A 26,736-nucleotide genomic window follows, 5' to 3' on the forward strand; every position below is an offset into this window, starting at 1 on the left:
GCTATTTTCCTCTATCTCTTTGTTTTGACGCAATTCCGGACGGAAACCGTTCATACTTTCCTGGAATTGTTCTACCGGCGCTGCGCCCGATCAATGTCCTGATCGGAAGCCATGCGCAGGCTTCAGTCTGTGCGGTGACTGTGAACAGCCGTTCGAGGAAGAGCCAGGCCGATTCATCATGTACGAGATGGTGGGTGAGCAGGCCCACCGGTTCGCCCCCATCGAATGCATGCTGCAATTGCGCGATGATAGCCTGAACCAATAGGCCATGATCGCGGCAGCCGCGCGTGCCATGCCAATCCATGATGTCGACATTGCTGTTGATGACCGCAAGTGAAGCCGGCCTTGGCGGCCCATAGACCGACAATGCCGAAAATCCTATCGATCCAAGGTCGGATACCAAGCCGGCGTCGATCCTGTTCCAGGGTGGCACCAGCATCGGAACGGCACGTGCGCCGTGCAGGCCGGTTACGTGCGCCAGCCCGCGAGCCAGATCATCGAGCACCGCCTCGCGTGGCCGATGCGCGCCGAGCTCCTGCTTCTTCTGGCCCTCGGGCGCATGATTTCGGTGCGCCCAGCCATGGATGGCGACCGTGGCATGCGGCGCCTCGTCAAGCCGAACGACAAGCTTCTCGTCAGTCAGGGCGGGAATGACGGCCAGAGTCACCGGAACCGCGAATTCACCGGTGAGGTCGAGCAACCGATCAAGCGCAGGCGTCGGATCCACGGCGTCATCGTCGCGCAGCCAGAACTCTGCCTTACGGTCCGCCCGCTGCCGGCTCGCCAGTTCCTCCACCAAGGGTTGCCAGATTTGATCGGATGTCATGAGACCGGGATCTTCGCAAGAAGTTCGGCCAGACGCGCCGCTGCAGCACCGAGAGAACGTTCTTCGAGGATGAAACGTCTGGCTTCTGCGGCCATGATGGATCTTTCGTCGTTACGGGCCAGAAGCCTTTCAATGGCAGAAGCGAACGCCGCCACATCGTCCGGCGGGGTGAGAAACCCGGCCTGGCCATTCCGGACGACCTCCGGCACGCCGGCGACGTCCTGAGCCACAACCGGAAGGCCGGCGGCCTGTGCTTCAAGATAGGCAACGCCATAGGCCTCGCCGAAACCCGGCCAGACGTAAATTCCCCCACTGTAGAGGACATCCGGCACGGCGGCTGGCTCAATCGCGCCAAGCCATTCGATACGCTCGGCGGGCAAGCCGGCGAATTGCGCTTTGATCTCCTCGCGGGCAGGTCCGTCCCCGACGACCGACATGGTCCAGGGCAGGTGACCGATCGAACCGAGCGCCTGCGCCAGCATGCGATAGCTTTCGACTTTGTCGCCCGGGCGCATCATGGCGACGGTAACGAGGCGCGTCGGACAACCCCGTGCCGGCGTTTCCCGGAATAGCGAGGTGTCGATGAAGGGCGAAAGCATGCCGAAAGCGGCGTCGGGTACCGCATCTGCCAGTCCCTGACGATCCCTTTGCGTGAAGCAGATGTTCAGCACCGCCTGTTCGACGGCTCGCGCCACCAACGCTTGCGTATCGGCCCACAAACCGGTGTTGCGCCGCCTCGAATGGGAGGCTTCCGCTGTCACATAGGGGACACCAAAGGCCAACGCCAGTTCGGGCCCGATCAGGTCGGGCGCCTTGTAATAGGGATGATAGGTGAACCACAGATCGGGCTTGCCGTCACGATCCCAAAGCCTTGCCAGCCGCGCGGCTTCCTCCCGGGCCTCGATCTTGAGCGCATCGAAACTTTTCCAATCCGGTTCGCGTAGATAGAAGCGCAATTCGGATGCCAGTTCGACGCTATGTCCTCCATGCTCCAGCGCCTTGACCAGCATCCGTGCCATCTGGCGGTCGCCGGAGGCAACGGGATGATTGGGCGACTTCAGCGGCGCATAGAAGGCAATTCGCATCGCCGGACCCTATCATCGGAAAGCCTGCGCAAGTCAATTTCGAAGCATGATCGACTTCACCCTCAAGCACTGGAATGTGCTATCTGATGCTCATGGAAACAGCTGCCGCGTCCGATCCGTTTGTTGCTTCTCTGCCGGTCTTCGCAAAGTTTGAAAGCGTTGCCGATATTGATAACTATCGGCCTCTCCCCGATGGCTGGGCGCTGGCCACCGCAGACATCGTCGGCTCGACCAAGGCGATCGAGGCGGGGCGCTATAAAACCGTCAATATGGCCGGTGCCAGCGTCATTTCGGCGCTGCTCAATGCGCTGGGTAGGCAAGATCTTCCCTTTGTCTTCGGCGGCGACGGCGCGCTCGTGGCGTTTCCCGGCTCGGCGCTGGAGATCACCCGCAACGCGCTGGCGGCTGTCCAGAGATGGGTGGCGGACGAACTGGATCTGACCTTGCGTGCCGCAATCGTGCCGATAAAGGATATAAGAGCGCAAGGCCTCGACGTTCGCGTGGCGAGGTTCCAGGCCTCCGATGCGGTCTTCTATGCCATGTTCGCCGGAGGTGGCGGCAGTTGGGCGGAAGCCGAGATGAAAGCGGGGCGCTACCGCATCGATCCTGCGCCGGCCGGCGCGCGGCCGGACCTGACCGGCCTCTCGTGCCGCTGGAACCCGATCGAAGCCCGGCATGGCGAAATCGTCTCGATCATAGCCATACCGGGGGCGTCGCGCGACTTGCGCGGTTTTCAGTTTCTGGTTTCCGACATCATCGCCCTTGCCGGCAGGCAGGAACGCGATGGCCACCCGGTGCCGGTGAACGGGCCGGACTACAGTTTGCTGCCCGCCGGCCTCGATATCGAGGCGCGGGCCACGGCGCCGGCAGGACGGCGATGGCTGTCGAAGCTGTGGATAGTGTTCCTGATGACGCTTACGGCTGTTACGGATAGATATGGCTGGACGATCGGCAGATTCGATCCGAAGATCTACAAACGCGAAGTGGCCAGCAATTCGGATTTCCGGAAGTTCGACGATGGCTTAAAGATGACCATCGACGTTGACGCGGATGTGTTGCAACGGATCGAGAACCGGCTGAAACAGGCGGAAGAGGCGGGCATCTGCAACTATGGCCTGCACCGCCAGAAATCGGCCTTGATGACATGCCTCGTCGCATCGCCGCTGCAGCGCGATCACGTTCATTTCATCGATGGCGCCGCCGGCGGCTATGCGATGGCTGCCGCAAGCCTTAAGGCGAAGGTGCCGGTCTGACGGCTTGCGGACATCGATTTTCCGCAATATGCCTCGGGGCTCTTGTGAGCGGTGAGCCTCACCATGGAAGCGGACGGCCTGTCCGAATTGACGGGAAGCAGATTTTTGGACGCCTCACGATCGACATATGACCGTCTTCTGAACCGGATTTCGACGCGTGCCGCGCAAGTCGGCGTGATCGGACTGGGCTATGTCGGGTTGCCGCTGGCGGTTGCGATCGCACGCGCCGGCTTCCCTGTTTGCGGCTTCGACATCGAAGCCCAAAAGGTCGAGAGCCTGAACAACGGACAATCCTACATCGAGGCGGTGACGTCGACAGCCCTTGCCGGCCAGGTGGCGAGCGGACGGTTCCGCGCCACTGCGGATTTTGCCGAACTGGCCGTCTGCGATGTCATCATCATCTGCGTTCCGACACCACTGACGAAACACCGCGAGCCGGATCTCTCCTTTGTCAGGAACACCGCCGGCACCATCGCGAAGCATCTGCGTCTCGGCCAGCTGATCGTGCTGGAATCGACCACCTATCCCGGCACCACCGACGACGTGATCAAGCCCATCCTGGAAAAAATCGGCTTGCAGTCGAGGATAGACTTCTTCCTCGGCTTCTCGCCCGAACGCGAGGATCCCGGCAACCGCAGCTTTGAAGTCGCGACGATCCCCAAGGTCGTGGCAGGTGACGGCATTGAAGCGGCGACGCTCGTGCAGGCTTTCTACCATGGCGTGGTCAAGACCGTCGTTCCGGTTTCCACCACGGCGACCGCCGAGGCGGTCAAGCTGACGGAAAACATCTTCCGCTCGGTCAACATAGCCCTCGTCAACGAGTTGAAGATCGTGCTCGGTGCGATGGGAATCGACATCTGGGAGGTGATCGAGGCGGCAAAGACCAAGCCCTTCGGCTACATGCCGTTCTATCCTGGCCCTGGACTTGGCGGGCACTGCGTTCCGATCGATCCCTTCTACCTGACGTGGAAGGCTCGCGAATACGAACTGCCGACCCGCTTCATCGAGCTGGCGGCAGAGATCAACACGGCCATGCCGCGTCATGTGGTCGATGAACTGGCGAAGGCGCTGGACCGGCGCTGCGGCAAGGCGCTCAGCCGCTCGCGCATTCTCATCATCGGGCTCGCCTATAAGAAGAATGTGCCCGACATCCGCGAAAGCCCCTCATTGCGGCTCATTGAACTCATCGAGGAATGGGGCGGCAAGGCGGAATTCCACGATCCGCATGTTACCGAAATCCCGGCCACACGGGAGCATATGGCGATCAAGGGGCGTCGCTCGGTCGAATTGACCGATGTGGCCTTGAAGGATTTCGACGCTGTCGTCGTTGCAACCGACCACGACGCGATCGACTATCAGGCGATCGCGGATCACGCTCTACTGATCGTCGACACACGCAATATTTTTGGCCGCCTCGGGCTAGCCCGAGAGACGGTGGTGAAGGCCTGACGGCGTCCGAGCCGGCGAATTTGTGCAAGGAGATTTCGAGATAGCATGAGCACAGCGCAAGCAGAAATTTCTGCCATTCTCATGGATAAGGTTGCCGATTGGCTGACCCAATCGGCGTTGGCGGGCGACGACCTGGAAACATTGGTAAGGGGCTTTTGTGAACGGCTGGCTGCTGCCGGCCTGCCGTTGAAGCGGGTGCATTTGAGCTTTTCGATGCTTCATCCGCTTTATGACGCGCTCGGCTTCACCTGGCTCCGCGGCCAGGGCCTGGAAGTGGAAGGCTTCCGCAAGGAGAACGGCGTTCATTCCGACAGATTCCTGACCAGCCCATACTACCATCTGCTCAGCCACAAGCTCGACCATCTGCGGCGCCGGCTCGACCCGTCGGTGCCGTCGGAATTTCCTGTTTTCGATGACCTCAAGCTGATGGGCGTCACCGATTACATGGCTTTCGTCCATCCCTTCAGCGGCAACACCAGTCAGGGCATGATCGGGTCTTGGTCCACCGACAGTGCTGCAGGCTTCAGCGACAGCATGATTTCGGCGCTGCTGCGCATCCAGAACCATCTCGCTATCGCAACCAAGATGGCGGTGCTCACCAAGCTTGCCGACAACATGATGACCACTTATCTCGGCGGCGACGCCGGCAGGCGCGTGCTCGACGGCCAGATCAAGCGCGGCGAGGGTGATACAATCCGGGCGGCACTGGTCATGGGCGACATGCGCGGGTCGTCAAGACTTGCCGAAACCTCCGGCCGCGAAGTCTATATCGATACGCTGAACCAGTTTTTCGACGCCGCTGCTGCACCTTTCAATCGCAAGGGCGGGCAGATCATGAGTTTCATAGGTGATGGCTTCATTGCCGTCTACCCTTGCGCAAGGCACCGTTCACAGTCCGAGATCGCCTGCCAGGCTGCTCTTGCAGCAGCGCACAAGGCCACCGCGCGCATGATGGATCTCAATCTGCGCAGAAAGCAGCAGGGATTGAGCGACATAAACTATGGTATCGGCCTGCATGTCGGCAATGTGATGTTCGGCAATGTCGGGCTTACCGACCGGCTCACATTCTCTGTCTTCGGCTCGGCTGTAAACGAGGTCCAGCGCCTCCAGACCCTGACCAAGAAATATCCGCACAGCGTTCTCGCCAGCAAAGATTTCGCCAGCTATTGCGGCGCCAACAACTGGCTGGCGCTCGGCATGGAGGAACTGGCGGGCATCAGGCAGAAGCTAACGGTGCTTTCACCCGATTTGTCGGGTACTCTCTCGCTCGACGAAGACGGTGCGCTGGAGCCGATTTACGACCGAATATCGGACGCCGAGCAGGTCATGCTGCTTCATCGCAATGCCGCGCGGCCGTCCGCGGGCGACCCGAGGAAGCTCCAGTAACCGCCACGATCTGATCCGAACGCGTTTGGTAACAGTCCGGTCGCCGGTTCCGCCAGGGAACTGGCGACTGTTCGAATCCAAGTTGCTCTAGGCTGGCAATGCGATAGTCTCGCCTTCTGGACCTGCCAGAGTGGGGGCTGGTGTGAGAATGAATTTGGGCGTTGATCTGCTGCGGATCGAGGATGTTGGCATCTCTTTTGCCATTATAGGGGGACCGTTGCATGCCGTCAGGCGTGCAAATCTTCGCGTCCTGCCCGGCAAGGTTACCGCGCTTGTGGGCGAGTCCGGTTCCGGAAAATCGGTTCTCAGCCAGGCAGTGATGGGCATTTTGCCGAACACAGCCCATGTTCGCGGCCGTATCCTGTTTTCCGATCCTGAAAAGCCCGGCACGACGCAGGATATCCTGCAGATGCCGCGTGACGGACTCGAAATCCGGGCGTTGAGAGGCAGCCGCATCGGCAAAATATTTCAGGAGCCGATGACATCACTGTCGCCGCTGCATACGATCGGCAATCAGGTGAGCGAATCCCTGCAGATTCATACGCCCATGGCTTGGGTGGAGCGCAAGGCGCGGACCGAGGAAATGCTCGGACTTGTCGGCTTTCCCAACCCCAAGCGCGCCTATGACATGTATCCCTTTGAACTTTCGGGAGGATTGCGTCAACGCGCCATGATCGCCATGGCGCTTATCTGCCGGCCCGCGCTGTTGATCGCCGACGAGCCGACGACGGCGTTGGACGTCACCATCCAGGCGCAAATCCTGCAATTGCTGCGCGAGCTTCAGACGAAGCTGAACATGGCGATGCTGCTGATCACGCACGACCTTGGCGTAGTCGCCAACGTCGCCGACGAGGTGGTGGTCATGTACCATGGCGAGATCATGGAAGCGGGACCTGTGGAGGCGATATTCCGCCGGCCGGGCCACCCTTACCTGAAGGGCCTGATGGCAGCCGTTCCGCATTTCGACCTGAAGCCCGGCGAAAGGCTAAAGGCGCTCCGCGAGGTGCCGGTGAATGTCGGGAACCTGCTCGGCAAGCAGACGGCGCCGGCATCGAAGGGGCCGGACGACATCCTGCTGTCGGTCAGGGATCTGACAAAGACCTTCACGATCCGCAAGTCCGGATGGTTCGGCGGAGATCATCAAACCTCTGTTCGCGCCGTGGACGGCGTGAGCTTTGATATCAGGCGGGGTGAGTGCCTGGGTCTTGTCGGCGAAAGCGGCTCCGGCAAAACCACCGTCAGCAAGATCCTCATGCGGGCTGTCACCCCTAGCGGCGGCTCTGTGATCTTCAATGGCCGCGATGGTCCGATCGACGTCTTGGAAGCCGAGGGAGACGCCCTGCGCATGCTGCGCGCGAAAATCCAGATGGTCTTCCAGGATCCGGTTTCGTCGCTTTCACCCCGCATGACGGTGGAGAACATTTTGAGCGAGCCGCTGGAAATCCATCGACGTGGCAATGCCGCGTCCCGACTCGCCACGGTCAAGAGCCTGATGCAGGCAATCGGGCTCGACCCGCGCTTCATAAAGCGTTATCCGCATAGTTTCTCCGGCGGGCAGCGTCAGCGTATCGGCATCGCGCGCGCGTTGGCGTTGGGGCCTGAACTCCTGATCTGCGACGAGCCGGTTTCGGCACTCGATGTCTCTGTCCAGGCGCAGATCCTGAACCTTCTGAAGGACCTGCAGAAGGAACTGGGCCTGACCTACCTGTTCATATCCCACAACCTGGCGGTGGTGGACTACATGGCAGACCGCATCGCGGTGATGTGCGGCGGGCGTATCGTCGAGCTCGCGCCGCGCGAAATTCTGCTTAGGAAACCGGTCCACCCCTACACGCGCTCACTGGTCGCCGCAGTACCTTTCCCCGATCTCGACAGGCCGATGGATTTCAAGACGCTGAAACTCAGCGGCGCTTCCGACACCAGCGCATGGGGACCGCAATTCCGCGACGAGGGCGACGAGGACATGCTGTCGCCGCTCGATCTTGGCGGCGGCCACCTCGTGCTGGCCCGAAGTTCGGCCGATGTCAGCGAGCTACGCCATTGATCAGCCGGCGCACCGTCCTTGGACTCATGGCTTCGGCATTTCTGCCGGGCACGTTGCGCGCCGGCGATCTGGAGCCGGAATTTCTTGAGCCGCAGCTGAAGGCCAGAGCGCTGCCGGCACTCGCCGAACGCCTGCCCAAGCGCCCGCGCGCGTTGAATCTCGCTGCGATGGGCCGGCAGCCCGGCCAATATGGCGGCACGCTGCGCACGATCATCGGCAGCCAGAAAGATATCCGGATGATGACGATCTACGGGTACGCTCGCCTGGTCGGCTATGACGAAAAGCTTAACCTGCAAGCCGACATTCTCGAAAGTTTCGATGTAGCGGATGATCGTGTCTTCACTTTCAAGATACGAGAAGGACATAAATGGTCTGACGGTAGCCTGCTGACGTCGGAGGATTTTCGCTATTGCTGGGAAGATGTCTGGCTGAACGATGAGCTTTCGCAAGGCGGGCTTGCCCCGGCCCTGCTGGCGGACGGCAAGCCGCCACGCTTCGAGATCGTCGATCCGTTGACGGTCCGCTATAGTTGGGATGCGCCCAATCCCGACTTCCTGCCCAAGCTCGCCGCTGCTTCGCCCCTATCGCTTGTTCTGCCGGCCGCCTATCTCAAGCAGTTCCACAAGAAATACCAGGATCCATTCCGGCTCGCCGGCCTAATGAAGGAGAACCGGGCCCAGAAATGGACGCTCTTGCATATCCGCATGTCGCGGCAGTATCGCCCGGAGAACCCGGAACTGCCGACGCTCGATCCCTGGCAGAACCGGACCAAGCCGCCGGCTGAGCAGTTCGTCTTCGAGCGGAACCCGTTCTTTCATCGAATAGACGAGAATGGCCGGCAACTGCCCTATGTCGACCGGATTGTCATGAATGTCAGCTCGTCGGCGATCATTTCCGCCAAGACCGGTGCGGGCGAGAGCGACCTGCAAGGCATGGGAATTGACTTCACCGATTACTCCTTCCTGAAGGATGCGGAGAAGCGCTACCCGGTGAAGATGCATCTCTGGAAACGCACACAAGGTTCGCGGCTGGCGCTGCTGCCCAATCTGAATTGTGCCGACCAGGTGTGGCGTGGCCTTTTTCGTGACGTGCGCGTGCGCCGCGCACTTTCGCTCGCTGTGGACAGGCGCGAGATCAATTTGGCTGTGTTCTACGGATTGGCGCAGGAAAGTGCCGATACGGTCCTGCCGGAGAGCCCGCTCTACCGGCCGGAATTCGCGAAAGCCTGGGTCGCCCATGATCCCGACCAGGCCAATGCCCTGCTCGACGAGGTCGGGCTTCAGGCGCGTGACGATGACGGCCTGCGGATACTTCCCGACGGACGCTCGGCGCAGCTCGTAGTGGAAACGGCCGGCGAAAGCACGCTGGAAACCGACGCGCTCGAGCTCATCACCGATCACTGGCGCAAGATCGGCATCGCCCTGTTCATCCGGACTTCGCAGCGCGACATCTTCCGCAGCCGCGCGCTTGGTGGCCAGATCATGATGTCGATGTGGTCGGGCATCGACAATGGCGTGCCGACCGCCGACATGAACCCCTACCAACTGGCCCCAACCGTCGATGACCAGCTGCAATGGCCGCTCTGGGGTGCTCACTACTTGTCCCGTGGCAAGGTCGGCGAAGCGCCCGATCTTCCGCCCGTGGTCGAGTTGATGGCTTTACTCAGGCGCTGGAACGCATCGACCGAAGCCACGGAGCGCGCCGAGATCTGGAATTCAATGCTGTCGATCTATACCGATCAGGTGTTTTCGATCGGCACGGTAAACGGAACGCATCAGCCGGTTCTGGCATCCTCGCGGCTGCGCAATCTGCCTGACAAGGCGCTCTACGGCTACGACCCGACCGCCTATTTCGGTGTCTATATGCCGGATACATTCTGGCTTGGAGAGTCCTGAGCGTGCTTCGATATTTTGTCTGGCGCATCGCCGTGATGGTTCCAACGCTGCTGGTCATATCGGCACTGGTGTTCACGATCATCGAACTTCCCCCAGGCGACTATTTCGACAGCTATGTTGCCGAGCTTCGGGCTCAGGGCGAAGCGGTGGATTCCGATCGCATCGAGATGATGCGCAAGGAATATGGTTTCGACAAGCCACCGGTCATTCGCTACTTCTACTGGGTCGGCGGGATGCTGCACGGCGATTTCGGCTATTCCTTCGAATATGAGCTGCCGGTTCGCGACGTCGTCGGGGACCGAATGTGGCTGACGGTGCTGGTTTCCTTCGTCACGATCATCTTTACCTGGCTCATCGCCTTTCCGATCGGCATGTACTCCGCCACGCATCAATACAGCTGGGGCGACTACGGCCTGACTTTCTTCGGCCTTCTCGGCCTTGCGATTCCGAACTTCATGCTGGCGCTGATCCTGATGTATTTCGCCAACATCTGGTTCGGCACGTCTATCGGCCATCTCATGGACCAGCAATATCTCGGCGAGCCGATGAGCTGGGCCAAGGCGAAGTCGATCCTCGCCCATCTCTGGATTCCGGTCTTGATCATCGGCACCGGGGGCACGGCAAGCATGATCCGGCGGCTGCGCGCCAATCTGCTCGATGAGCTACATAAGCAATATGTCGTGACCGCGCGGGCCAAAGGCCTTCATCCCTTCAGGGCGCTGGTCAAATATCCGCTGCGCATGGCGCTCAATTTCTTCATTTCAGATATCGGCTCTATCCTGCCGGCCATCATCTCCGGCGCCGAAATCACGGCAATCGTGCTGTCTTTGGAGACGACCGGGCCGATGCTGATCAAGGCGCTGCAAAGCCAGGACATGTATCTGGCAGGGTCGTTCCTGATGTTCCTCGCCTTCCTGACGGTCATCGGCGTCCTGATTTCCGACTTGGCGCTGGCGCTACTTGATCCGCGAATTCGTTTGCAAGGCGGCAGCACCAAATGAACACGCAATCGCCGCTGCCCGCTCCGGGCGCCCCGCTGCAACACTACGTTTCCATTGCGCCCTTTGACCTGGAGTCGGTCGAGGCGATGACGCCGGAGCAGTCGAAGGTCTTTCAGGCGTCGCAGCTGCGGCTGATGTGGTGGAAATTCCGTCGGCACCGGCTTGCCCTTGTATCCGGCATATTCCTGGCAGCGCTCTATTTCGGGATACTGATCTGCGAGTTCCTGGCGCCCTACGATCTGCACACGCGCAACATGGACTACATCTATTCGCCGCCGCAGCGAGTGCACCTGTTCCACAACGGCCAGTTCGTCGGGCCGTTCGTCTATGGCCGCCAGATGACGCTGGATATGGACACGCTCAAGCGGAACTACGTCGAGAAACAGGATGATGTTCAGCGGATCCGTTTCTTCTGCAAGGGCGACAGTTACCGGTTCTGGGGCCTTATCGAAGGTGACAGGCATTTTGTCTGCCCCGCCGAAAACGGCCAGCTCTTTCTGGCCGGCACTGACAGGCTGGGGCGCGATGTGCTCTCGCGCATCATCTATGGCGCACGCATTTCACTGACAATCGGCCTCGTCGGCATCAGTTTCAGCTTCCTGCTCGGCATTGTCATCGGCGGACTGGCCGGCTATCACGGCGGTATCTTCGACCTGATCGTCCAACGGATAATCGAAGTTCTGCAATCGATCCCCAGCATTCCGCTATGGCTGGCTCTGGCGGCGATTATGCCGATAACCTGGAGTCCGATCCTGATCTATTTCGGCATCACCGTCATCCTCGGGCTGCTCGACTGGACCGGACTGGCGCGGGCCGTGCGTTCAAAGCTTCTGGCCTTGCGCGAGGAGGATTACGTTCTGGCCGCGCAATTGATGGGCGCCAGAAGCAGCCGCATCATCGGGCGGCATCTCATTCCCGGCTTCATGTCGCATCTGATCGCGACGGCGACGATCTCCATACCTGGCATGATCCTGGGCGAGACGGCGCTGAGCTTCCTCGGGCTCGGGCTGAGGGCACCGATAACCAGCTGGGGCATCCTGCTCACCGAGGCGCGCAGCGTCAGCGTGATCGCGTTCTATCCATGGCTGCTTTTGCCGATGCTCCCCGTCGTTCTCGTCATCTTGGCGTTCAACTTCCTCGGCGACGGGTTGCGGGACGCCGCGGACCCCTACAAGTGACAGCGCTATTCCGCCGCGCGCAGTGCCGCCGACTCCACCCGTATGATCCTTGTCGGCAACTGTTCGCTTGTTGCAGTGTTCATCGTCCGCCTCTACACGCGGCAAGACTCGATCGGGGTTTAACACGTCGGCCTCGGGTTTCAGCCGCGAAACGCTCTGGTCGGGGGCAGTTGATTTCGTGAACTGGTTCTGGACATACAATCGCACATGAGTCGCCTTGACAGTTTCATCCGGAGGATGACCGCACAGCGCGACATACTTGATCATGTCTGCGCCGAGGTGGCAAAGATGGAGGGGCCCGTGCTCGAGCTCGGCCTCGGCAATGGCCGGACGTTCCACCATCTGCGCGAGCGCCTGCCCGGACGCCGGATCGTAGCGTTCGACCGCGCACTTGCCGCACACGCCAGCTCAATTCCCGAAGCTGAAAACCTCGTGCTCGGCGAAATACGCGAGACGGCGAGCAGGTTCATTGGCATCGACGCCGCTCTTGTTCATGCCGACATCGGCACCGGCTATGAAGATCGCGATGCAGTGACCTCTACCTGGCTTCCCGATCTGACCGCGCGCCTGCTTCGCGTCGGCGGCATCGCGGTCAGCGGCACGCCGCTCGATCACCCGCAGTTGCAACGCCTCCCGCCGCCACCTTCGGTTCCCGCCGATCGTTATTTTATCTGTAGGCGCGTGTGAGGGGCCGGGACGAGCCAAATCTTCAGGGGCCAAGCCTTCAGGGGATCGTATATACTGCTATCTCCCGGTCAATGCCGCGCAGCGAGACCTCGTGGGGCGCGGGCGTCAGCGCGTTCCTGTGCAAGAGATCGGCGGTGAGATTGTCGTCGACCACCGCCCGAGTGGCGAAGATCGCCTGTGCGTTGGCAAGGTTCTGGACCCGCGAAGCAATGTTGACCGTCTGGCCGAAATAGTCCTGTCGCTCATTCATAGACACGGCGATGCAGGGGCCGGCATGGACTCCGATCTTGAGCAGCAGATCCTCGCGCCCGCTCTTGTCGTTGAGCGTACGCATGGCATCGCGCATCCTGAGGGCTGCAGCAATCGCACGATCAGGCGTCGCGAAGGTCGCCATCACCGCATCACCGATCGTCTTCACCACCGCGCCTGCCTCCGCCGTGACGATCTCGTGCAGAACCTGGAAATGCTCGCGCACGAGATCGAAGGCTGAAAGGTCGCCCACCCGCTCGTAAAGCTCGGTCGATCCGCGCAGGTCGGTGAACAGGAACGTCAGGCTGGTGATCTTCAGGCGCTGGTTGATGTCGAGTGTATCCGTGCGATAGAGATCGCGGAACGTCTGGTTGGTGAGCAGGCGCTTGGCGGTCAGGAAGGGCCGGCGTTTTCCCAGGAAATCATGCAATGCCTGGCCGGCGATGAAGACCGTCGGCAGCACGCGGGTGTCGGTCCGGTTTTCCAGCGAAATGCGCAACGGGCCGGGTTGCATCTCCAGCGTCTGGTTCTGGACATGGTCGCGGTCGAAGGCCAAAGAGAGGCTCCGGCGCTCCTTTGTTGGTTCGCCCTTCCCGTCGATGAACTGCGCTGAATGGGTGACCGGCTCGAAGACGATGATGAATTCAGACGGAAGCTGTATGGTCAGAACCGCCTTTTCACCGGGCGCAAGCTCGATATCCTCCAGGGAGAACGCTTCTAGCTTTTTCGCGAAATCCTCTTCCGGCAGATCGACGCCGGACGCCCAGTAGATCTGGCGGAAATATTCCGCCACCGGCAGTTCGTGTGGATTGTGGGCGGCAATCCTGCGCACGCGGGGACTGACGGTGAATGTCACCTCGACCATCTCGTCGAGGGTCGGTGAATAGCCCTCTGAGCACAGCGCGCAGGTGTATTCGTCCTTTTGCAGGGTTTTCAGCGTGGCGTTGGTGTCGAGCACGCCGCCACAGCCGGGGCACAGAACATTCCAGGAAATGTCGAAGATGCCCACCCGCGCCGCATGGAGAAAGGCGCTTATTGCGCGCTCCTCGTCGAGGCCATGCTTGCTGGCGAAGGCTGGCGCATTGATGCGGCAAAGTTCGTGGTCCTCGCCCTCCGCGATGGTTCGCTTGATCGCGTCGATCGCCTGCGGATCGACATCGGCCGATTGTCGCAGAAGTGAGAATAGATCCTGAGCTTCGTTCATCGTGCAGGCTCCGGAAAATGCACCTCGAGGCATTTTGACCGGACCGATCTTTGGTCCGAGTATTCCATCTTACTTCGAAACGGACCGTACGGCCATTCGAATGGATAAGCCTGGTGACCGTTCAATTTCCATTCGGCGGATTTTAACCGGCCGCAAGCAGCACTATGATGGTCCATGGAGCATTCATCTTTGGGATTTTCTCCCATGCCGACATCAGACAATCCGCCATTTCCCGCGGCCCTGCGCCTTTTTTCTGCGGGGGTCATCGTCGTCCTGATCGTAGGCGCCGGCCTGCTTTTCATGCCTGCGATAGTGAAACCGGGCTGGCCTTGGGCCGTCACGCCGTTCAATGCGCGCTTCCTCGGTGGCTTCTACACCGCCGAAATGGTCGTGATGGCGGCACTGCTGGTCTGGAATCGCTGGTCGCCCGGCAGGCTCGTGCTCGTCATGGCCTTCATCTTCACCGTCATCGTGTCGGTGGCTTCGTTCATCAATCTCGGCTATTTCAACTTCGAGCGCAAAGCGCCCTGGCTGTGGTTTTTGGTCTATCTTGCATCGGTCGCGGTATCCGGGCTGTCCCTGTGGCGGGCCAGGGCCCGTCCTTCTGCAAAAGGCGTGACCTTAAATCCCGCATGGCGCGGCTACATGCCGGCGGAATCCGCGATCCTTGGGCTCTATGGCGTCGGCCTGTTGCTGTTTCCCCTGACATTCAGTGGCATCTGGCCATGGCCGATCGATGCCTTCCACGCTCAGGTCTACAGCGCCATCTTCCTCGCCGGTGCGGGCGGTATATATCTCGTCTGGAGAAGCGCGCCGCGCGAGGAACTGCTGGTGCTCGGGTTGGCGCAGTTTCTGGTTGGCCTGCTTACCATCCTCGGCGTCGTCATCACCGACGCTGCGGTGCACCGGATCGACTGGACGGCGACCGGGACATTGTGCTGGCTCGCCCTTTTCGGCTGGATAGGCATCAGCGGCGTCTTCAAACTCTACGCCGCCTCCCGGTATTTTAGCTCGCAATCGGCATCATAGGTCAGAGACGGCTGGATTTTCAGGTGGCGTCCGGTGCATCGTACCGGGCCGATTGCCTTCGCCGGGAACGCCATGACCAGCACGACCTCGCCACCCTCCGAGAAAATCGAGCCGCTGCTGCGGTCCGTCCGGCCAAGCGATGCGGAGGCGCTTTGCGCTATCTTCAACATGCCGGGCTTCCGCTGGGGCACGCTCAGGATGCCTTTCGAGATGGTGGAGCAGGTGGCGCGGCGCATTGCCAAGTCCGGCCAGGAAACCACCTGGATCGTTGCCGAGCTGGACGGCAAGGTCGTCGGCCATGGCAGCCTGGTCGTGCAGGGTTCACCGCGCCGTTCGCATATCGGCGAGATCAATATTGGCCTTGACGATGCCTTTGTCGGCAAAGGTATCGGCTCTGCCATACTTGGCGCGCTGCTTGACGTGGCCGACAACTGGCGCGCCCTGAAGCGGGTCGAATTGACCGTCTATGCCGACAACGAAGCGGCTCTCCGTCTCTACAAAAGCCACGGCTTTGAGGTCGAAGGCCGGCATGTGAAGGCCGGCTTTACCGACGGGCAGTACCACGACCTCCTGAGCATGGCCCGGCTGCGGTTCTAAGATCCGCTGTTTGGCGTTAGCTGTTTAGCCAGTCTGACAATTCGTGCCGAGCGAACAGGTGATTGCTCATGGAGAGCTGCGTAGGATACGGCCATTTCGTCTCACGCCATCTTAATCGAGTTGACGATCTATGTGTGGGCCGGCCGCATCCAGCAAGTCTGGTCTCGCTTGGCGTTTGCACCGCAAGCGGCTAGACGGGACCAATGACCGCCGTCTTTGATCCTACCTCTACCCCTACGCCTCCGGTGGAAATTCTGGCTGTGCTGTCGCTGCTCTGCCCGGAGGTCGTGCGCGACATCGAGCAGAACTGGAATGCACCGGTTTCCGACTACGCCCGCCATCTTTGGCGGCCGGTGGCAAGGCCTGCATCGGGCCCGGCGATCGCTGCCCGCTCGATCCTGCGCGAAGTCCTGCATCAGCGCCTCGGTATGACCATGCAGCCTGACGAGATCGGCAAAGCCCTCGACGAGTTCGAGCACAGACCGGTGATTCAGTCCGGCCTGCACTGCCTGCTTCTGATGGACCGGATCACCTTCGATGCCCTCCTGCTTGCCTGGCTCGGCGCGGTCGAAAACGGGCTGTCGGCCTTCGTCGGCTTCATGGGAACGACGATGACCATGGAGACAGTTGGCCGGGAGGGGCCGGGATGGCTCGACGTCGGCGACGACAAGATCAACCTCTTTGGCATGGGGCGCCACAAACTGTGCCGCAAAAGCGCCTGCGTGGCCGGTCCCGTCTCCCTCAACAAGCGCGCGCTCGAAGCGGTGGGCGACGAAACGGATGGCAGCCGCTGGCTGGGCACACTGCTTGCCAGCCAGGACAAGGTGTTTGAAACCGCCGCCGATGCGCTGACTGCCCTGAACCAGGATCTGGTCGCCAATTGGGATCGTGCCGGCATGGCCCTACCGGTTTTCATCGATGATCGGGCCGCCGCGGCTGCCATGGCGCGGCATCTGGAATATGACGGCAGCCTTCTTTCCAGGCTGCTCATTGAACCCGCAAGACGCCAGCGTCTCGAACATGCCTGGCAAGAGGCCGCATCGAGCCCATTTGGCAGATTCCTGCCCAATGCCACGGACTATTTCTGGGGCATCCGCGAGGAGCGCGTGCGCAAGCTCGTTCTCGAGAACGGGCACCTGATCGAGCCTGACAGGCCGCAAGGTCTTTCCATCCCGTTCGAGCGGCCACATCTCAGGCGGGCGCTGCTGGAAGGCGTGCTGCTGCCGAACTTGTTCCTGACGTTCCTTGTCCTTGCCATATTGCCGCGCGTGCGGGTCGTGGGCGGCCTGAGACAGATTGGCTACGTAGCGCTTTTCCACTCGATCCTTCTGGCCGTGCTGGACGAAAACGCGCCGGAAGAGCGCGATCTGGCCGCGGAGCTGCAGGTTCGGGAAAATGCCTGGGGCATGCGGGTCATCGATGAAAAGATCTCAGTCCGCGAGCAGCTTGCCGGCCTGCCGGAAGTGGCGCTCTTCCCAAACCTGCTCCGGCAATACCGATTGCGGACATTTGCCGAGACGACCGACGACCTGAAACTGGTTGGCGAAAACGCCAGATGGCGCAAGATCGGCCAGGCAGAGATCAAGCCGACCTGAGACTAGTGCGCAACCGCAAGCGACGGCGATCTATCGGGGAGCCTCTAGCGTCTGATCCGGCCGCATAGGCCTCACCTGTCATTGCACCGCACCGCCCCTTGCGGAGCCCATCCACCACGTGTTCGAAATCGACCGGTTCTTGTAGGGCAAGACTTTGCGACGGTATTCCAACGAATAGTCGGGATTGACGCGAAGCACCTCCTGCCATGCCGCGCGGGCTTCGGCGAAACGGCCCAGATGGCCGTAGCTGCGGGCCGGAAGCGCGCGAGACGTCGGTGACAGCGTTGCGAGTCAGCCCGTTGCATCAAGAGGTCAACGGCCTCTCATCTTCATGATAGCAGGAAGACGGAGGGTAAGAGGGAACTTTCGCAGACGACGGCCACGCAGCCGCCCGAATGGGCAGCGCTCTGCCACCGGACCCACACGGATCGCTCGCTGCCGCTTGCCCGTCGACGACTATCGGTGCATCCTTGTGAATAGCCTGGCCGTGAAGTGTGGGCGAGATCACGCCGTCACGGCCACTAGTGAGGTCTTGTTCGATGGACTGCTCGGGCTGCGGTTTCGAGATTGAGGGCGGTTACGCCTTCTGTCCGAGGTGTGGCAGGCGCCAGCCCGTGCCATGCGCCAGTTGCGGCTACACCTGCGCACCTGATTTCGAGTTCTGTCCGAAATGTGGGGCAAGCGTTGGTGCGCCCGCAAAAGCCGTCGAACGGCCTGCTCCGGCACCAAGCCGGACCATTGTGCCGTCTTCTCGAACTCCGTCGCTGCTTCCGAACATCGAAAACGAAGAAGGGCTGCATCCCGTCTCTGACGCCGATCGCCGGACGGTAACGGTCCTGTTCGCCGACCTTTGCGGCTTTACGACACTCAGCGAGCAGCTCGACCCCGAGGTCATGCAAGCGCTGCAGAACAAACTGTTCAAGGAATTGACGGCGGCCGTGCGAAACTTTGGTGGTTTCGTCGACAAATTCATCGGCGATGCACTGCTCGCTTTGTTCGGTGCGCCGGTCGCGCATGAGGACGATCCGGAACGTGCGCTTCGCGCCGCTCTCGACATGATCGCCCGGACGGCGCGGCTCGGCGAAAGCACCCCCCACTCCGGCTCGCCTCTGTTACTCCACATCGGCATAAACACTGGTCCGGTCGTTACTGGCGGATTGGGCATCGGCACCGCCAGATCCTATTCCGTGACCGGCGACACAGTGAATACGGCGCAACGCCTGCAATCGCTGGCCGCACCGGGTGAGGTGCTGGTAGGCGAGCTCACTCACAGGCTGACCCGGCATGCCTTCTCTTACGAGTCGCTGGGTGATGTCGTGTTTCGCGGCAAGGCCGGCAGCGTGCTCGTTCATCGACTGGACGCACCGCTAGCGGTGCCGCGTGCAGCGCGCGGGCTCGAGGCGCTCGGCCTCAGTGCGCCGCTAATAGGTCGTGGTGCGGAGCTCAATAGAATGATGGCGAGCCTTGACCAGGCGTGCGGCGGCTCGGCCCAACTTGTCCGCCTCGTCGGAGAAGCCGGCATCGGGAAATCGCGGCTGGTGAAGGAGTTCGTCGCCCGCGTCGGCGACGAGGAGCGTTTTCGCAACGTCGCCGTGCGGCAGGCCACGTGCTCACCGCTGGGTGAACAATCTTTTGGCGCCTTGGGCGCAGTGGTGCGCAGCGCTGCCGGGATGATGCAAAACGACAATGGGGACGAAATGCGGGGGAAGCTCGCAGGCTTGCTTGCCGATCTCGGCCTGCAGGGCGAGGAGGCGAAGCGGCTGATGCCTTTGCTCTACCATGTGCTTGGCCTTGGCGACCCCGATGCCACCTTGCAGCATGTCGAGCCCGAGCAGCTGCGGCGGCAAATTCTCTACGCAGTCCGCACAATCATCGAACGGCGGCTTGCGTTGTCGCCGCTATTGATTGTCGTCGAAGACCTGCACTGGGCGGACGCCGTGTCGCTCGAGGCACTACGTTTCGTGATGGACAGGTTGGAACGCACGCGGTTGATGTTGCTGGTCACGCATCGTCCGGCGCCGGACAACGACCAGCTCGACTCAAGTCGGGTCAGTCACACAGCGCTCAGGCTTCCGCCACTCAACAATGATGACGGACGCAGCCTGCTGGCAGCGCTTTTCGGCGAGAGCTGGGTAAGCTCCGCGGGAGGGCTTCTCGACCAGATCCTCGAGCGCGCGGGCGGCAACCCCCTTTTTGTAGAGGAAATCGTTCGCGGCCTTATCGATCGCGGTGTACTGGTGCGAGAGGGCCAGCGATGGCGGACTGTGGCAGGCGAAGTCGCAACCGGCATCCCCGCCACTATCCAGGCAATGTTGCTTGCCCGAGTCGACCGGCTGCCCCAAGAGGTGCGCCGGTTGGCCCAGGAGGCCGCGGTAATCGGCCCGCGCTTCGATGCCACACTTCTGAAAACCGTGACAGCCGACCCCAGCCGGCTCGAAGCCGGCTGCGAACTGCTTTGCGATGCGGAAATCATCGAGGAAGTTGCCGGATCAGGCTCGGTCTCGTCTCAAAGCTACCGCTTTACGCAAACATTGCTGCAGGACGTGATCTACCAGAATCTGCTCCTGCAACGCCGGACCGAAATCCACGGGCGGATCGGTGCTGCCTTGGAGCAACTGTGCGGCGACGAGCCGGAACGGCTCGAGGATTTGACGGTGCTCGGTCATCATTTTGCACAGAGCGCCGAGCGGGAGAAGGGCGCGCATTACCTGCAGGCGGCAGGCGATCGCGCTCGCATGATATATGCCAACGACGACGCCCTTCGTTTCTACGAGCGAGCACTGACTGCGTTGGGCGCGATCGGGCAAACACCGCTCAAACTGGCAATTGCAGAGCGCATTGCCGATTTGAGCGGCCCGGCAGGCCGCCGCGAGATCGCGCACCACCACTACGAGACGGTGTTGCAGGCATACCGCGAGTCGGCCAATCGCGTCGCCTCGGCGCGAGTTTTGCGTAAGATCGGTCGGCTGCTCTGGGATGTCGGCAAGCGGGACAAGGCAGAACCCCGCTATGCTGAGGCGGCAGCGCTCCTCGATGGAGCGGATGCCCCGATCGAGCAGGCGCATCTGTGGCAAGAACGTGGCCGACAGGCGTTCCGTAGCGGAGATCACGCTCTCGCGGCAAAATGGGCAGACGCGGCGCTGGATTGCGTAGGCACACTGACAACGGAGCATGTCTCCGAGGTAAGGTGTGATGCCACTCTTGTGACCGCCGAGGCACTCAACACCAAGGCTGTCGCGCTGGCTCGCCTTGGGCGAAACCGTGAGGCCGTGCGTCAGGTTGAGCGTAGCATTGAATTGGCCGAAGCCGCCGGTCTGCTGGGCGCGGCCTGCCGCGGCTACACCAATCTCGGCGTGCTTTACACGACCATCGATCCCGCAAAAGCGATGGAGGTCTGTCGGCGCGGTCTTGAAGTGGCGCGCCGTATTGGTGATTTGGGTTTCCAGGCGCGCCTCCTCGCCAATCTGGCGGTCGCTTGTTGTACTTTCACGGATCGCTGTCCAACGGAGGGCGTGCCTGCTGCCGAGAAGGCCATCGAGCTCGACCGGGCGCTCGACCAGCGCGAGCACCTGCCGGTGCCGTTGATCGTGCTTGGGCAGATCCACCAGTGCAACGGCCGTCCGGACCTGGCGGTTGGGTTGTTCCACGAAGCACTGGACGTAGCTCGCGAAACGGGCGAACCCCAACTGCTGTTTCCGTGTTATGATGGTCTCGCAACGCTTAATCTCGACCTCGACAATCTGGCCGAGGCCGAACGCTACTTTTCCCTGGCGCAGGGTATATGCGCCCAGCACGGGCTCGACCCGGAAGCGCTTGTGGTGCTGCCTTTTCTCGACTAGCCGGGGTTGGAGGTTGGAAATGTCCGCGCGTAGTGACTTGGTGCCGCTTCAACCGGGCGACCGTGCGCCAAACGTGATACTCGACGCCATTACCCAGGAAGGCAAGATCGCGCTTGACGATTTTCGCGGCCAAAAACCGGTGCTGGTCGGCCTGTTTCGAGGTCTGCATTGCGCGTTTTGCCGGCGCCATATCGCCGCCCAGGCGCGGCTTGATCCGGAGCTGCGCGAAAAGGGCGTGGAGAGCCTGACGGTGGTCAACACGCCGATCGAACGGGCGCGTCTCTATTTCCGCTACCATCCGATGCCGAATCTGCTTGCGGCCTCCGATCCTGAACGCGCTTCACATCGTGCTTTTGGACTGCCCAATCTCGAATTCACCCAAAACGAGACGAACTGGCCGTACAAGGTCTCGATGGCAGCGGCAAAGGATATGCGGGTCGACATACCAGGCGAGTTGCCCGGTCCTATGGATCCTCTTGCGGCCAGCGAAATCCTCAACAAGAGGGACCATTACGAGCTGACCGAAGCCGACGAGCAGATGCTAGCAACGGGACACGGACAATTGGTCGGTCAGTTCCTGCTGGACCGGCAGGGGATCGTCCGCTGGAGCTTCACGGAGGTTCCAGAGGGTGGGCGATACATGTTTGGGGCGCCAAGCCCGCAGGAGCTGATGTCAGCCGTATCCCAAGTCGCCCAATAGACTTGCGAACGAGGTAAGCGGGCGGGACACCGAATAAAAAGCGGAACCAATTTGTTACAAATCTAGATACTGACAAGTTCACCGTTCATGCGAGCACGGCCTCGACTTTGCCAACAAAGTCATCGAGCGAGTGATCTCCGCGAATCTCGATGCGCGGAAGGTCGATGGGATCGCAATCGAGGTCCGCCGGCCCGTGTCTGCCGCCGAAGCCGATTCGATAGCCGCACTCCTTGGCCAGCCTGCCAAGCCGTCGGTCGGTGACAGAGAAGGGTGCCGCGAACGCCGTGGTTGGCCGACCGGTCCATCGTTCGATGAACATACGAGAGCGCAGGAGCTCGGCGGCCAAGTCAGAGCTCGACAGACCATCGATCGCGCGATGCGTCGCCAGATGGCTTCCGAAGAACGCACCTTCGCCGGCGAGGCGTCGCACCGTCCCGGCGTCCATAAGCTGCGTCGGCGGGCCGCTGTAGGCGTCCCATTGTGCACTTTCACCCACCAGGTCCGTCACCAGGAACACTTCCGCGGTCAGATCGTTCGTGCGCAAGGCCGGCCAGGCATGGTCGGCAAAGTTCTGGAAGCCGTCATCGAACGTGATGAGCACTGGGCGGCCAACGAAAGGCTGACGGTTGACGATGAACCATTCCAGCTGCTCGGACCTAATCGCGTGAAAGCCATTGGCGCGCAGCCATGCCATTTGGCTGGCGAATGCGGCGGGCGCGAGCCGAAAACGGGCGAGCGCGGCCGGACCATCATCGGCGACGCTGTGATACATGAGGACAGGGATACGCTGCCGCCGCTCGCTACGTGCCACGTCGCGGCGCAAGGCCCGCGCCCCGCCCCAGACGATATTTCGCGCGACCCCGATTTCAACGGGTGCGCGGATTGGCACATGATCTACCATCGGTTCCGTCGCAACGTCGCCTGGTGACAGGCGGCGGAAGCGGTCTATGCGGTAGAGCTCGGTCTGGATCGATTGCTCGAGGACGAGGCCGTCGGTCGCTGCCAGCGTCTCTGAGATCGCTTGTGCACCGAATGTGTTCCAGTCGAAGCCCGTCCTTCCAACATTGTCTCGTAGCACGAATGCGTGTGCGCTGATGAAACTGCCGCCAGGCGCCAACGCCTCAATGAGTTTTTTGGCGATGCGCCGCACATCGGCGAGATCATCCAGGTAGTAGAGCACTTCCGAACACACGATCAGATCCATTTCGCCCGGCAGCGTGTCCGCAGAGAAATCCAGTACGCCGAACTCAACATTCGGCTGATCGCTGCATCGCGCGCGCGCCCGCCCGACGGCTACGGCGGAGATGTCAGTTGCGGTCAAATGGCCCACGCGCGGCGCCAGCTGCCGCGTGAAGTGGCCCTCCGCGCAGGCCAGCTCAAGCGCCCGCCCGATGGGACCGGCAGGCAGAATTTCGAGCTGCCGCTCATATTTTTCCTGCTCATAGGGCGAACCGTAGTTCCAGGGATCCTCGGTCGCGAAATGGCGATTCCAGAAAGATGTGCGATCATTGTCGCGCCCATCCGCGGCCCGTGCACGGCGCGGCGCTGTAAAAGGCTCTTTAGTTTCGGCGCTCGACCGAACCAGCGCCTGCGCTTCCGCGGCCAATCGCGCGAGTTTGCCGAAATGGCTGTCCCGATCAGACCGGCGTCCCGCCATGGACAACAATGCCTCGGCTGCAAACATGTTTGACTTGTCGGCACCGGCGCCCTTTTGCGGTGCATCTACAGGCGATCGCCTCGCAAGTCGCGCGGCACTGTGCATAGGCCGCTCAGGGGGCACGAAATTCAGGATCAATTCAATCCAATGACGCCTTGTCACTCTCCCGAGTACGCCGAACTGCACGAGAGCCTCGATCTGGCCATCCATCATCAGATGGGCATAGATTTGATCGATTCCTTCCGGCACTTCGATTGAGGCCGGATTTCGCGCGTCGACACGAATTCCAAGTGTCCGCGCCAGCCTGCGCGGCGCGGCAAGATCGTCGACATCGAGCAGCATTTGCTCAAAGTGATACTGCACGCGGCGAGCCGCGTCGGGATTATTCCAGACCTTGCCGAGTTCGATGATCAACTCGGTGAGGGAGCCGCCGAACCTGTCCCACCTGGCAGCCAATTGCGCTGGCACCGACAGGCTTCCTACCATAAGGCCATCGACGGCCACCTTGGCGATCTCACGCGCCCACTTACGTCCTGCCGGGAGCGTGCGCAGGGACTGCGGGTTGATCGAGCGCGAGCCGCAGCCGCAATCCGATGCGGCGTTCCACAACGCGAACCACGCGAGTGCTTCTGAAGCGGTGCGGCCGTTCGCCTCGATCGCTCCATTGGCGTGAGCCGATGCCGGGTTTTTGACCCTGGGATCGGCGGAAAAGCCGCGGGCGATCACGATTTCCGCATCTGCCAGCATCTGCGTCGAATTGCGGCTGAGCGAGTTGGGGCTGACCCGATAAAAAGCGAGCGGCTCGTCGACCATCACCCAATTTTTGCCTAGACGTGCGAGGCGCTGCCACAGATCCCAGTCCTCGCAGGTGCGCAGCGACACATCGAAGCCGCCCAACTCGGCAATTGTCTTCCGGTCGACGAGCAGCGCGTGAGTGCGGATCGCGCACCGGCGCGCGAATGTTTCGAAGGGCTGGATCGCAACCTCCGTCGCGATGCTCGACTGGGTGAGTTCGCCATCGGGCATCACGCGCCGGGAACCGCAATAGGCGGCGACCGCATCGGGCGCGGCTTCAAGTGCGGCCAGCATTTTCGCAAGGAAGCTGGCATCCACCCAATCGTCCGCATCCAGAAACATGAGCCAGTGGCCGCGCGCTGTCGACATCCCGATATTGCGCGCGCCGGCGGCGCTATACGCGCAAGAGCTCAACGTCCGAAACCGGGCATCGTGCTCCACATAACCGGCGATGATCGCGGGGGTGCGGTCCGTGGAGGCGTCGTCGACGATGATCGCCTCCCAATCCACTATTTCCTGATCGAGAAGGCAATCGAGTCCGCGCGCCAGCGTTACCTCCGCGTTGTGCGCAGGAACCACGATTGAAACCAAGGGATTATGCGCCACGCCGTGTAACCCGCGCGTTGGTTCGAAGGTAGAACAAGAGTCCCGAAACATAGCCGGCGATTTCCTGCCAAAGGAAACGGTCCTCAGGGACGCTGCGTCCAAACAGTCTCCTGCGAACTCTTCCGAGCCGCCGCGACGCCGCCATTTGGCTGCAGAGCGAGCTTGCTCCTGTCGTGCTACCGAAGTTGGAAGCCTGGCACAGCATTCGCATCCGTGCCGCCGAGCTTGGGCGCCAGCTGTCGCAGATGCACGTCAAAGCCAAGCATGCCGCATACTCATGTCGATCCCCGGAGTCGGCGCCATGACCACAGGCGGCGGTCCCGGGCACCGTATGAGTGCAATAGCTATGGCAACCTGACGTCTTTTGCAATTGGGGGCGCAACAAATGCCGCCCACTGAAGCTTTGGTGTGAATGACTGCAGTTATTGGGACTGTCGCTCCCCTCCTATCGACCGAAACGCCTCGATTCCGAGGTGCATTCTCGAACAGCCATTCTCCGTGCGAAAGAAGACCTTCCTTCTACCGTTGGGCCCGCATCGGAAGCTGATCGTCGCAGTATACAGTCGGGTGCGAGACGGTACGTGCACCGCCAGACCAGCTACTTTAGACACTTCTAATTAATCTGCGCTACTTAATTGCGCTCCAGTAGCTATAGCCTGACATTGTATTACTCATTTCGATAGTAGATTGCGTCCAATGATCGATTAGATTAGCCGGTTATGGCTGCTATCACAAAGAGATGCGAGAGCGACATCAATCCGAACTCGTGCATTTGCTGCTAGTCCAAGAGATGTAAAAGGGAGGCACGAATTGGCTTAAGCCAAGAAGATTCCGGCTTGCGAGCCGGGTATTTTGCTGGCATGCTTGCTGGTTTCTGAGTGGTGCACTGTGGCAATTGTTCAAAGAAGGGGGCATAAAGATGGCCAAGGAATCTTCGAATACCGCTTCTTCAGCAAATAAAGCGGACGCAAATCTGATAAGTAATGCAGACGGAAGCGGGCTGACCTTCATGGCGGGCCAGGCTCGCGAGAGCGGGGCCCCCGGCGACGCTGTAGGTGTCGACAAGATACGTGATCTGCTGTTCGGCAACCAGATGCAGGACTATGACCGCCGCTTTTCCAAGCTTGAAGAACGGGTCTTGCAGCGCTTCAAGGATGTCGAATCCGAGGCCAAGCGCAATCTTGAAATGTACGAGTCAAATGCAAAGAAGCAGGTGGACTCGCTTGCGGCGCAATTGCGGAACGAAAAAGACGCGCGAGCCGACGCCGACAAGGAGATTGATCGGAATCTTCGCGAGCAAAATCAGGCGCTCGAAAAGCAGGTGCGCGCGTTGTCGGATCAGTTGAGCGAGCTTGAGCGGGAAGTTGCGGACCGGATAAATCGAAACGATCATTTGCTGCGTGAGGAAATCAAGCAAAAGAATGAAAGCATTCAGATGCTGATGGAGAAAATGTTTTCCGATCTTGGCAATGTCAAGACCGACAGAAATCTTTTGGCTGGCCTGTTTGTCGAGGTTGCAAAATGTCTAAATCAGGATCCCGTCGGCAGCAAGAACAACTCGGAGCGTACCTGGAAAGTGAGTTGATCGGAACTTGACGTCGACTGTCGACCCAATCAGCCTCCCTCAAAGAGCAGCTTCGAACGATACAGAGATTGATCGC

18 protein-coding genes and 2 pseudogenes are annotated in these 26,736 nt (G+C 60.8%); 15 read left to right on the forward strand and 5 right to left on the reverse strand.

Annotated features, from left to right (window positions below; translation table 11 throughout):
* Nucleotide 1 precedes the first annotated feature (1 nt).
* Both NKJ32_RS19665 and NKJ32_RS19670 read right to left on the reverse strand, forming a co-directional pair.
* Complete coding sequence (locus NKJ32_RS19665; protein ID WP_352570086.1) at nucleotides 2–826, reverse strand: polysaccharide deacetylase family protein; 825 nt, start codon at nucleotides 824–826, stop codon at nucleotides 2–4.
* A complete protein-coding gene (locus NKJ32_RS19670; RefSeq protein WP_352570085.1) occupies nucleotides 823–1,911 on the reverse strand; it encodes a glycosyltransferase family 4 protein in 1,089 nt (362 codons plus the stop codon). Before NKJ32_RS19670 ends, NKJ32_RS19665 begins: the two co-directional genes overlap by 4 nt.
* Before the next feature lie 74 nt (nucleotides 1,912–1,985).
* Between NKJ32_RS19670 and NKJ32_RS19675 the strand changes: the two genes are divergently transcribed.
* The 8 genes from NKJ32_RS19675 to NKJ32_RS19710 all read left to right on the forward strand — a co-directional run bounded on the left by NKJ32_RS19675 (nucleotide 1,986) and on the right by NKJ32_RS19710 (nucleotide 12,804).
* Nucleotides 1,986–3,164, forward strand: coding sequence for a DUF3095 domain-containing protein (locus NKJ32_RS19675; protein WP_352457190.1), 1,179 nt, complete (start codon nucleotides 1,986–1,988; stop codon nucleotides 3,162–3,164).
* Between the two features lie 105 nt (nucleotides 3,165–3,269).
* Nucleotides 3,270–4,613, forward strand: coding sequence for a nucleotide sugar dehydrogenase (locus tag NKJ32_RS19680; protein ID WP_352570084.1), 1,344 nt, complete (start codon nucleotides 3,270–3,272; stop codon nucleotides 4,611–4,613).
* A 45-nt stretch (nucleotides 4,614–4,658) separates the two neighbouring features.
* Nucleotides 4,659–5,999 (forward strand): adenylate/guanylate cyclase domain-containing protein, encoded by a 1,341-nt coding sequence (locus NKJ32_RS19685; RefSeq protein WP_352570083.1) that lies wholly within the window; start codon nucleotides 4,659–4,661, stop codon nucleotides 5,997–5,999.
* Between the two features lie 148 nt (nucleotides 6,000–6,147).
* The gene (locus NKJ32_RS19690; RefSeq protein ID WP_352570082.1) at nucleotides 6,148–8,043 is read left to right on the forward strand and encodes an ABC transporter ATP-binding protein; all 1,896 of its coding nucleotides are present in this window, start codon (nucleotides 6,148–6,150) and stop codon (nucleotides 8,041–8,043) included.
* A complete protein-coding gene (locus NKJ32_RS19695; RefSeq protein WP_352570081.1) occupies nucleotides 8,040–9,938 on the forward strand; it encodes an ABC transporter substrate-binding protein in 1,899 nt (632 codons plus the stop codon). Before NKJ32_RS19690 ends, NKJ32_RS19695 begins: the two co-directional genes overlap by 4 nt.
* A gap of 2 nt (nucleotides 9,939–9,940) precedes the next feature.
* Complete coding sequence (locus NKJ32_RS19700) at nucleotides 9,941–10,939, forward strand: ABC transporter permease (RefSeq protein WP_352570080.1); 999 nt, start codon at nucleotides 9,941–9,943, stop codon at nucleotides 10,937–10,939.
* Nucleotides 10,936–12,117: an ABC transporter permease gene (locus NKJ32_RS19705; RefSeq protein WP_031211575.1), complete on the forward strand. Its 1,182-nt coding sequence runs from the start codon at nucleotides 10,936–10,938 to the stop codon at nucleotides 12,115–12,117. Before NKJ32_RS19700 ends, NKJ32_RS19705 begins: the two co-directional genes overlap by 4 nt.
* A 207-nt stretch (nucleotides 12,118–12,324) precedes the next feature.
* Nucleotides 12,325–12,804, forward strand: a complete 480-nt coding sequence (locus tag NKJ32_RS19710; protein ID WP_352457162.1) for a class I SAM-dependent methyltransferase — start codon at nucleotides 12,325–12,327, stop codon at nucleotides 12,802–12,804.
* A gap of 37 nt (nucleotides 12,805–12,841) precedes the next feature.
* Here NKJ32_RS19710 and NKJ32_RS19715 read toward each other — a convergent pair whose 3' ends face one another.
* Nucleotides 12,842–14,257: an adenylate/guanylate cyclase domain-containing protein gene (locus NKJ32_RS19715; protein ID WP_352570079.1), complete on the reverse strand. Its 1,416-nt coding sequence runs from the start codon at nucleotides 14,255–14,257 to the stop codon at nucleotides 12,842–12,844.
* 204 nt (nucleotides 14,258–14,461) lie between these two features.
* Here NKJ32_RS19715 and NKJ32_RS19720 point away from each other — a divergent pair, with 204 nt between their 5' ends.
* From NKJ32_RS19720 to NKJ32_RS19730, 3 genes are all read left to right on the forward strand, one after another.
* Nucleotides 14,462–15,286 (forward strand): hypothetical protein, encoded by an 825-nt coding sequence (locus tag NKJ32_RS19720; RefSeq protein ID WP_352828571.1) that lies wholly within the window; start codon nucleotides 14,462–14,464, stop codon nucleotides 15,284–15,286.
* 72 nt (nucleotides 15,287–15,358) lie between these two features.
* Nucleotides 15,359–15,883: a GNAT family N-acetyltransferase gene (locus tag NKJ32_RS19725; RefSeq protein ID WP_352450247.1), complete on the forward strand. Its 525-nt coding sequence runs from the start codon at nucleotides 15,359–15,361 to the stop codon at nucleotides 15,881–15,883.
* Nucleotides 15,884–16,086: 203 nt separating this feature from the next.
* Nucleotides 16,087–17,478: a hypothetical protein gene (locus tag NKJ32_RS19730; protein WP_352570077.1), complete on the forward strand. Its 1,392-nt coding sequence runs from the start codon at nucleotides 16,087–16,089 to the stop codon at nucleotides 17,476–17,478.
* Nucleotides 17,479–17,575: 97 nt separating this feature from the next.
* Here NKJ32_RS19730 and NKJ32_RS19735 read toward each other — a convergent pair.
* Nucleotides 17,576–17,801, reverse strand: a pseudogene (locus NKJ32_RS19735) (adenylate/guanylate cyclase domain-containing protein); the annotation flags it as partial.
* A gap of 216 nt (nucleotides 17,802–18,017) precedes the next feature.
* On the opposite strand from NKJ32_RS19735, the gene NKJ32_RS19740 reads away from it, so the two are divergent.
* Nucleotides 18,018–21,317, forward strand: coding sequence for an adenylate/guanylate cyclase domain-containing protein (locus tag NKJ32_RS19740; RefSeq protein WP_352620981.1), 3,300 nt, complete (start codon nucleotides 18,018–18,020; stop codon nucleotides 21,315–21,317).
* Nucleotides 21,318–21,336: 19 nt separating this feature from the next.
* Nucleotides 21,337–22,017: a redoxin domain-containing protein gene (locus NKJ32_RS19745; RefSeq protein ID WP_352570074.1), complete on the forward strand. Its 681-nt coding sequence runs from the start codon at nucleotides 21,337–21,339 to the stop codon at nucleotides 22,015–22,017.
* A gap of 85 nt (nucleotides 22,018–22,102) precedes the next feature.
* Here NKJ32_RS19745 and NKJ32_RS19750 read toward each other — a convergent pair whose 3' ends face one another.
* The gene (locus tag NKJ32_RS19750; protein ID WP_352570072.1) at nucleotides 22,103–25,075 is read right to left on the reverse strand and encodes a trifunctional glycosyltransferase/class I SAM-dependent methyltransferase/polysaccharide deacetylase; all 2,973 of its coding nucleotides are present in this window, start codon (nucleotides 25,073–25,075) and stop codon (nucleotides 22,103–22,105) included.
* Between the two features lie 161 nt (nucleotides 25,076–25,236).
* Here NKJ32_RS19750 and NKJ32_RS19755 point away from each other — a divergent pair.
* A pseudogene (locus NKJ32_RS19755) lies at nucleotides 25,237–25,382 on the forward strand (IS110 family transposase); the annotation flags it as partial.
* 612 nt (nucleotides 25,383–25,994) lie between these two features.
* Nucleotides 25,995–26,660 (forward strand): DUF3450 domain-containing protein, encoded by a 666-nt coding sequence (locus tag NKJ32_RS19760; RefSeq protein ID WP_031211579.1) that lies wholly within the window; start codon nucleotides 25,995–25,997, stop codon nucleotides 26,658–26,660.
* Nucleotides 26,661–26,736: the final 76 nt, after the last annotated feature.

Origin of the sequence: Mesorhizobium sp. M0159 (genome assembly GCF_040322295.1) — a bacterium.
Lineage (GTDB): Bacteria > Pseudomonadota > Alphaproteobacteria > Rhizobiales > Rhizobiaceae > Mesorhizobium.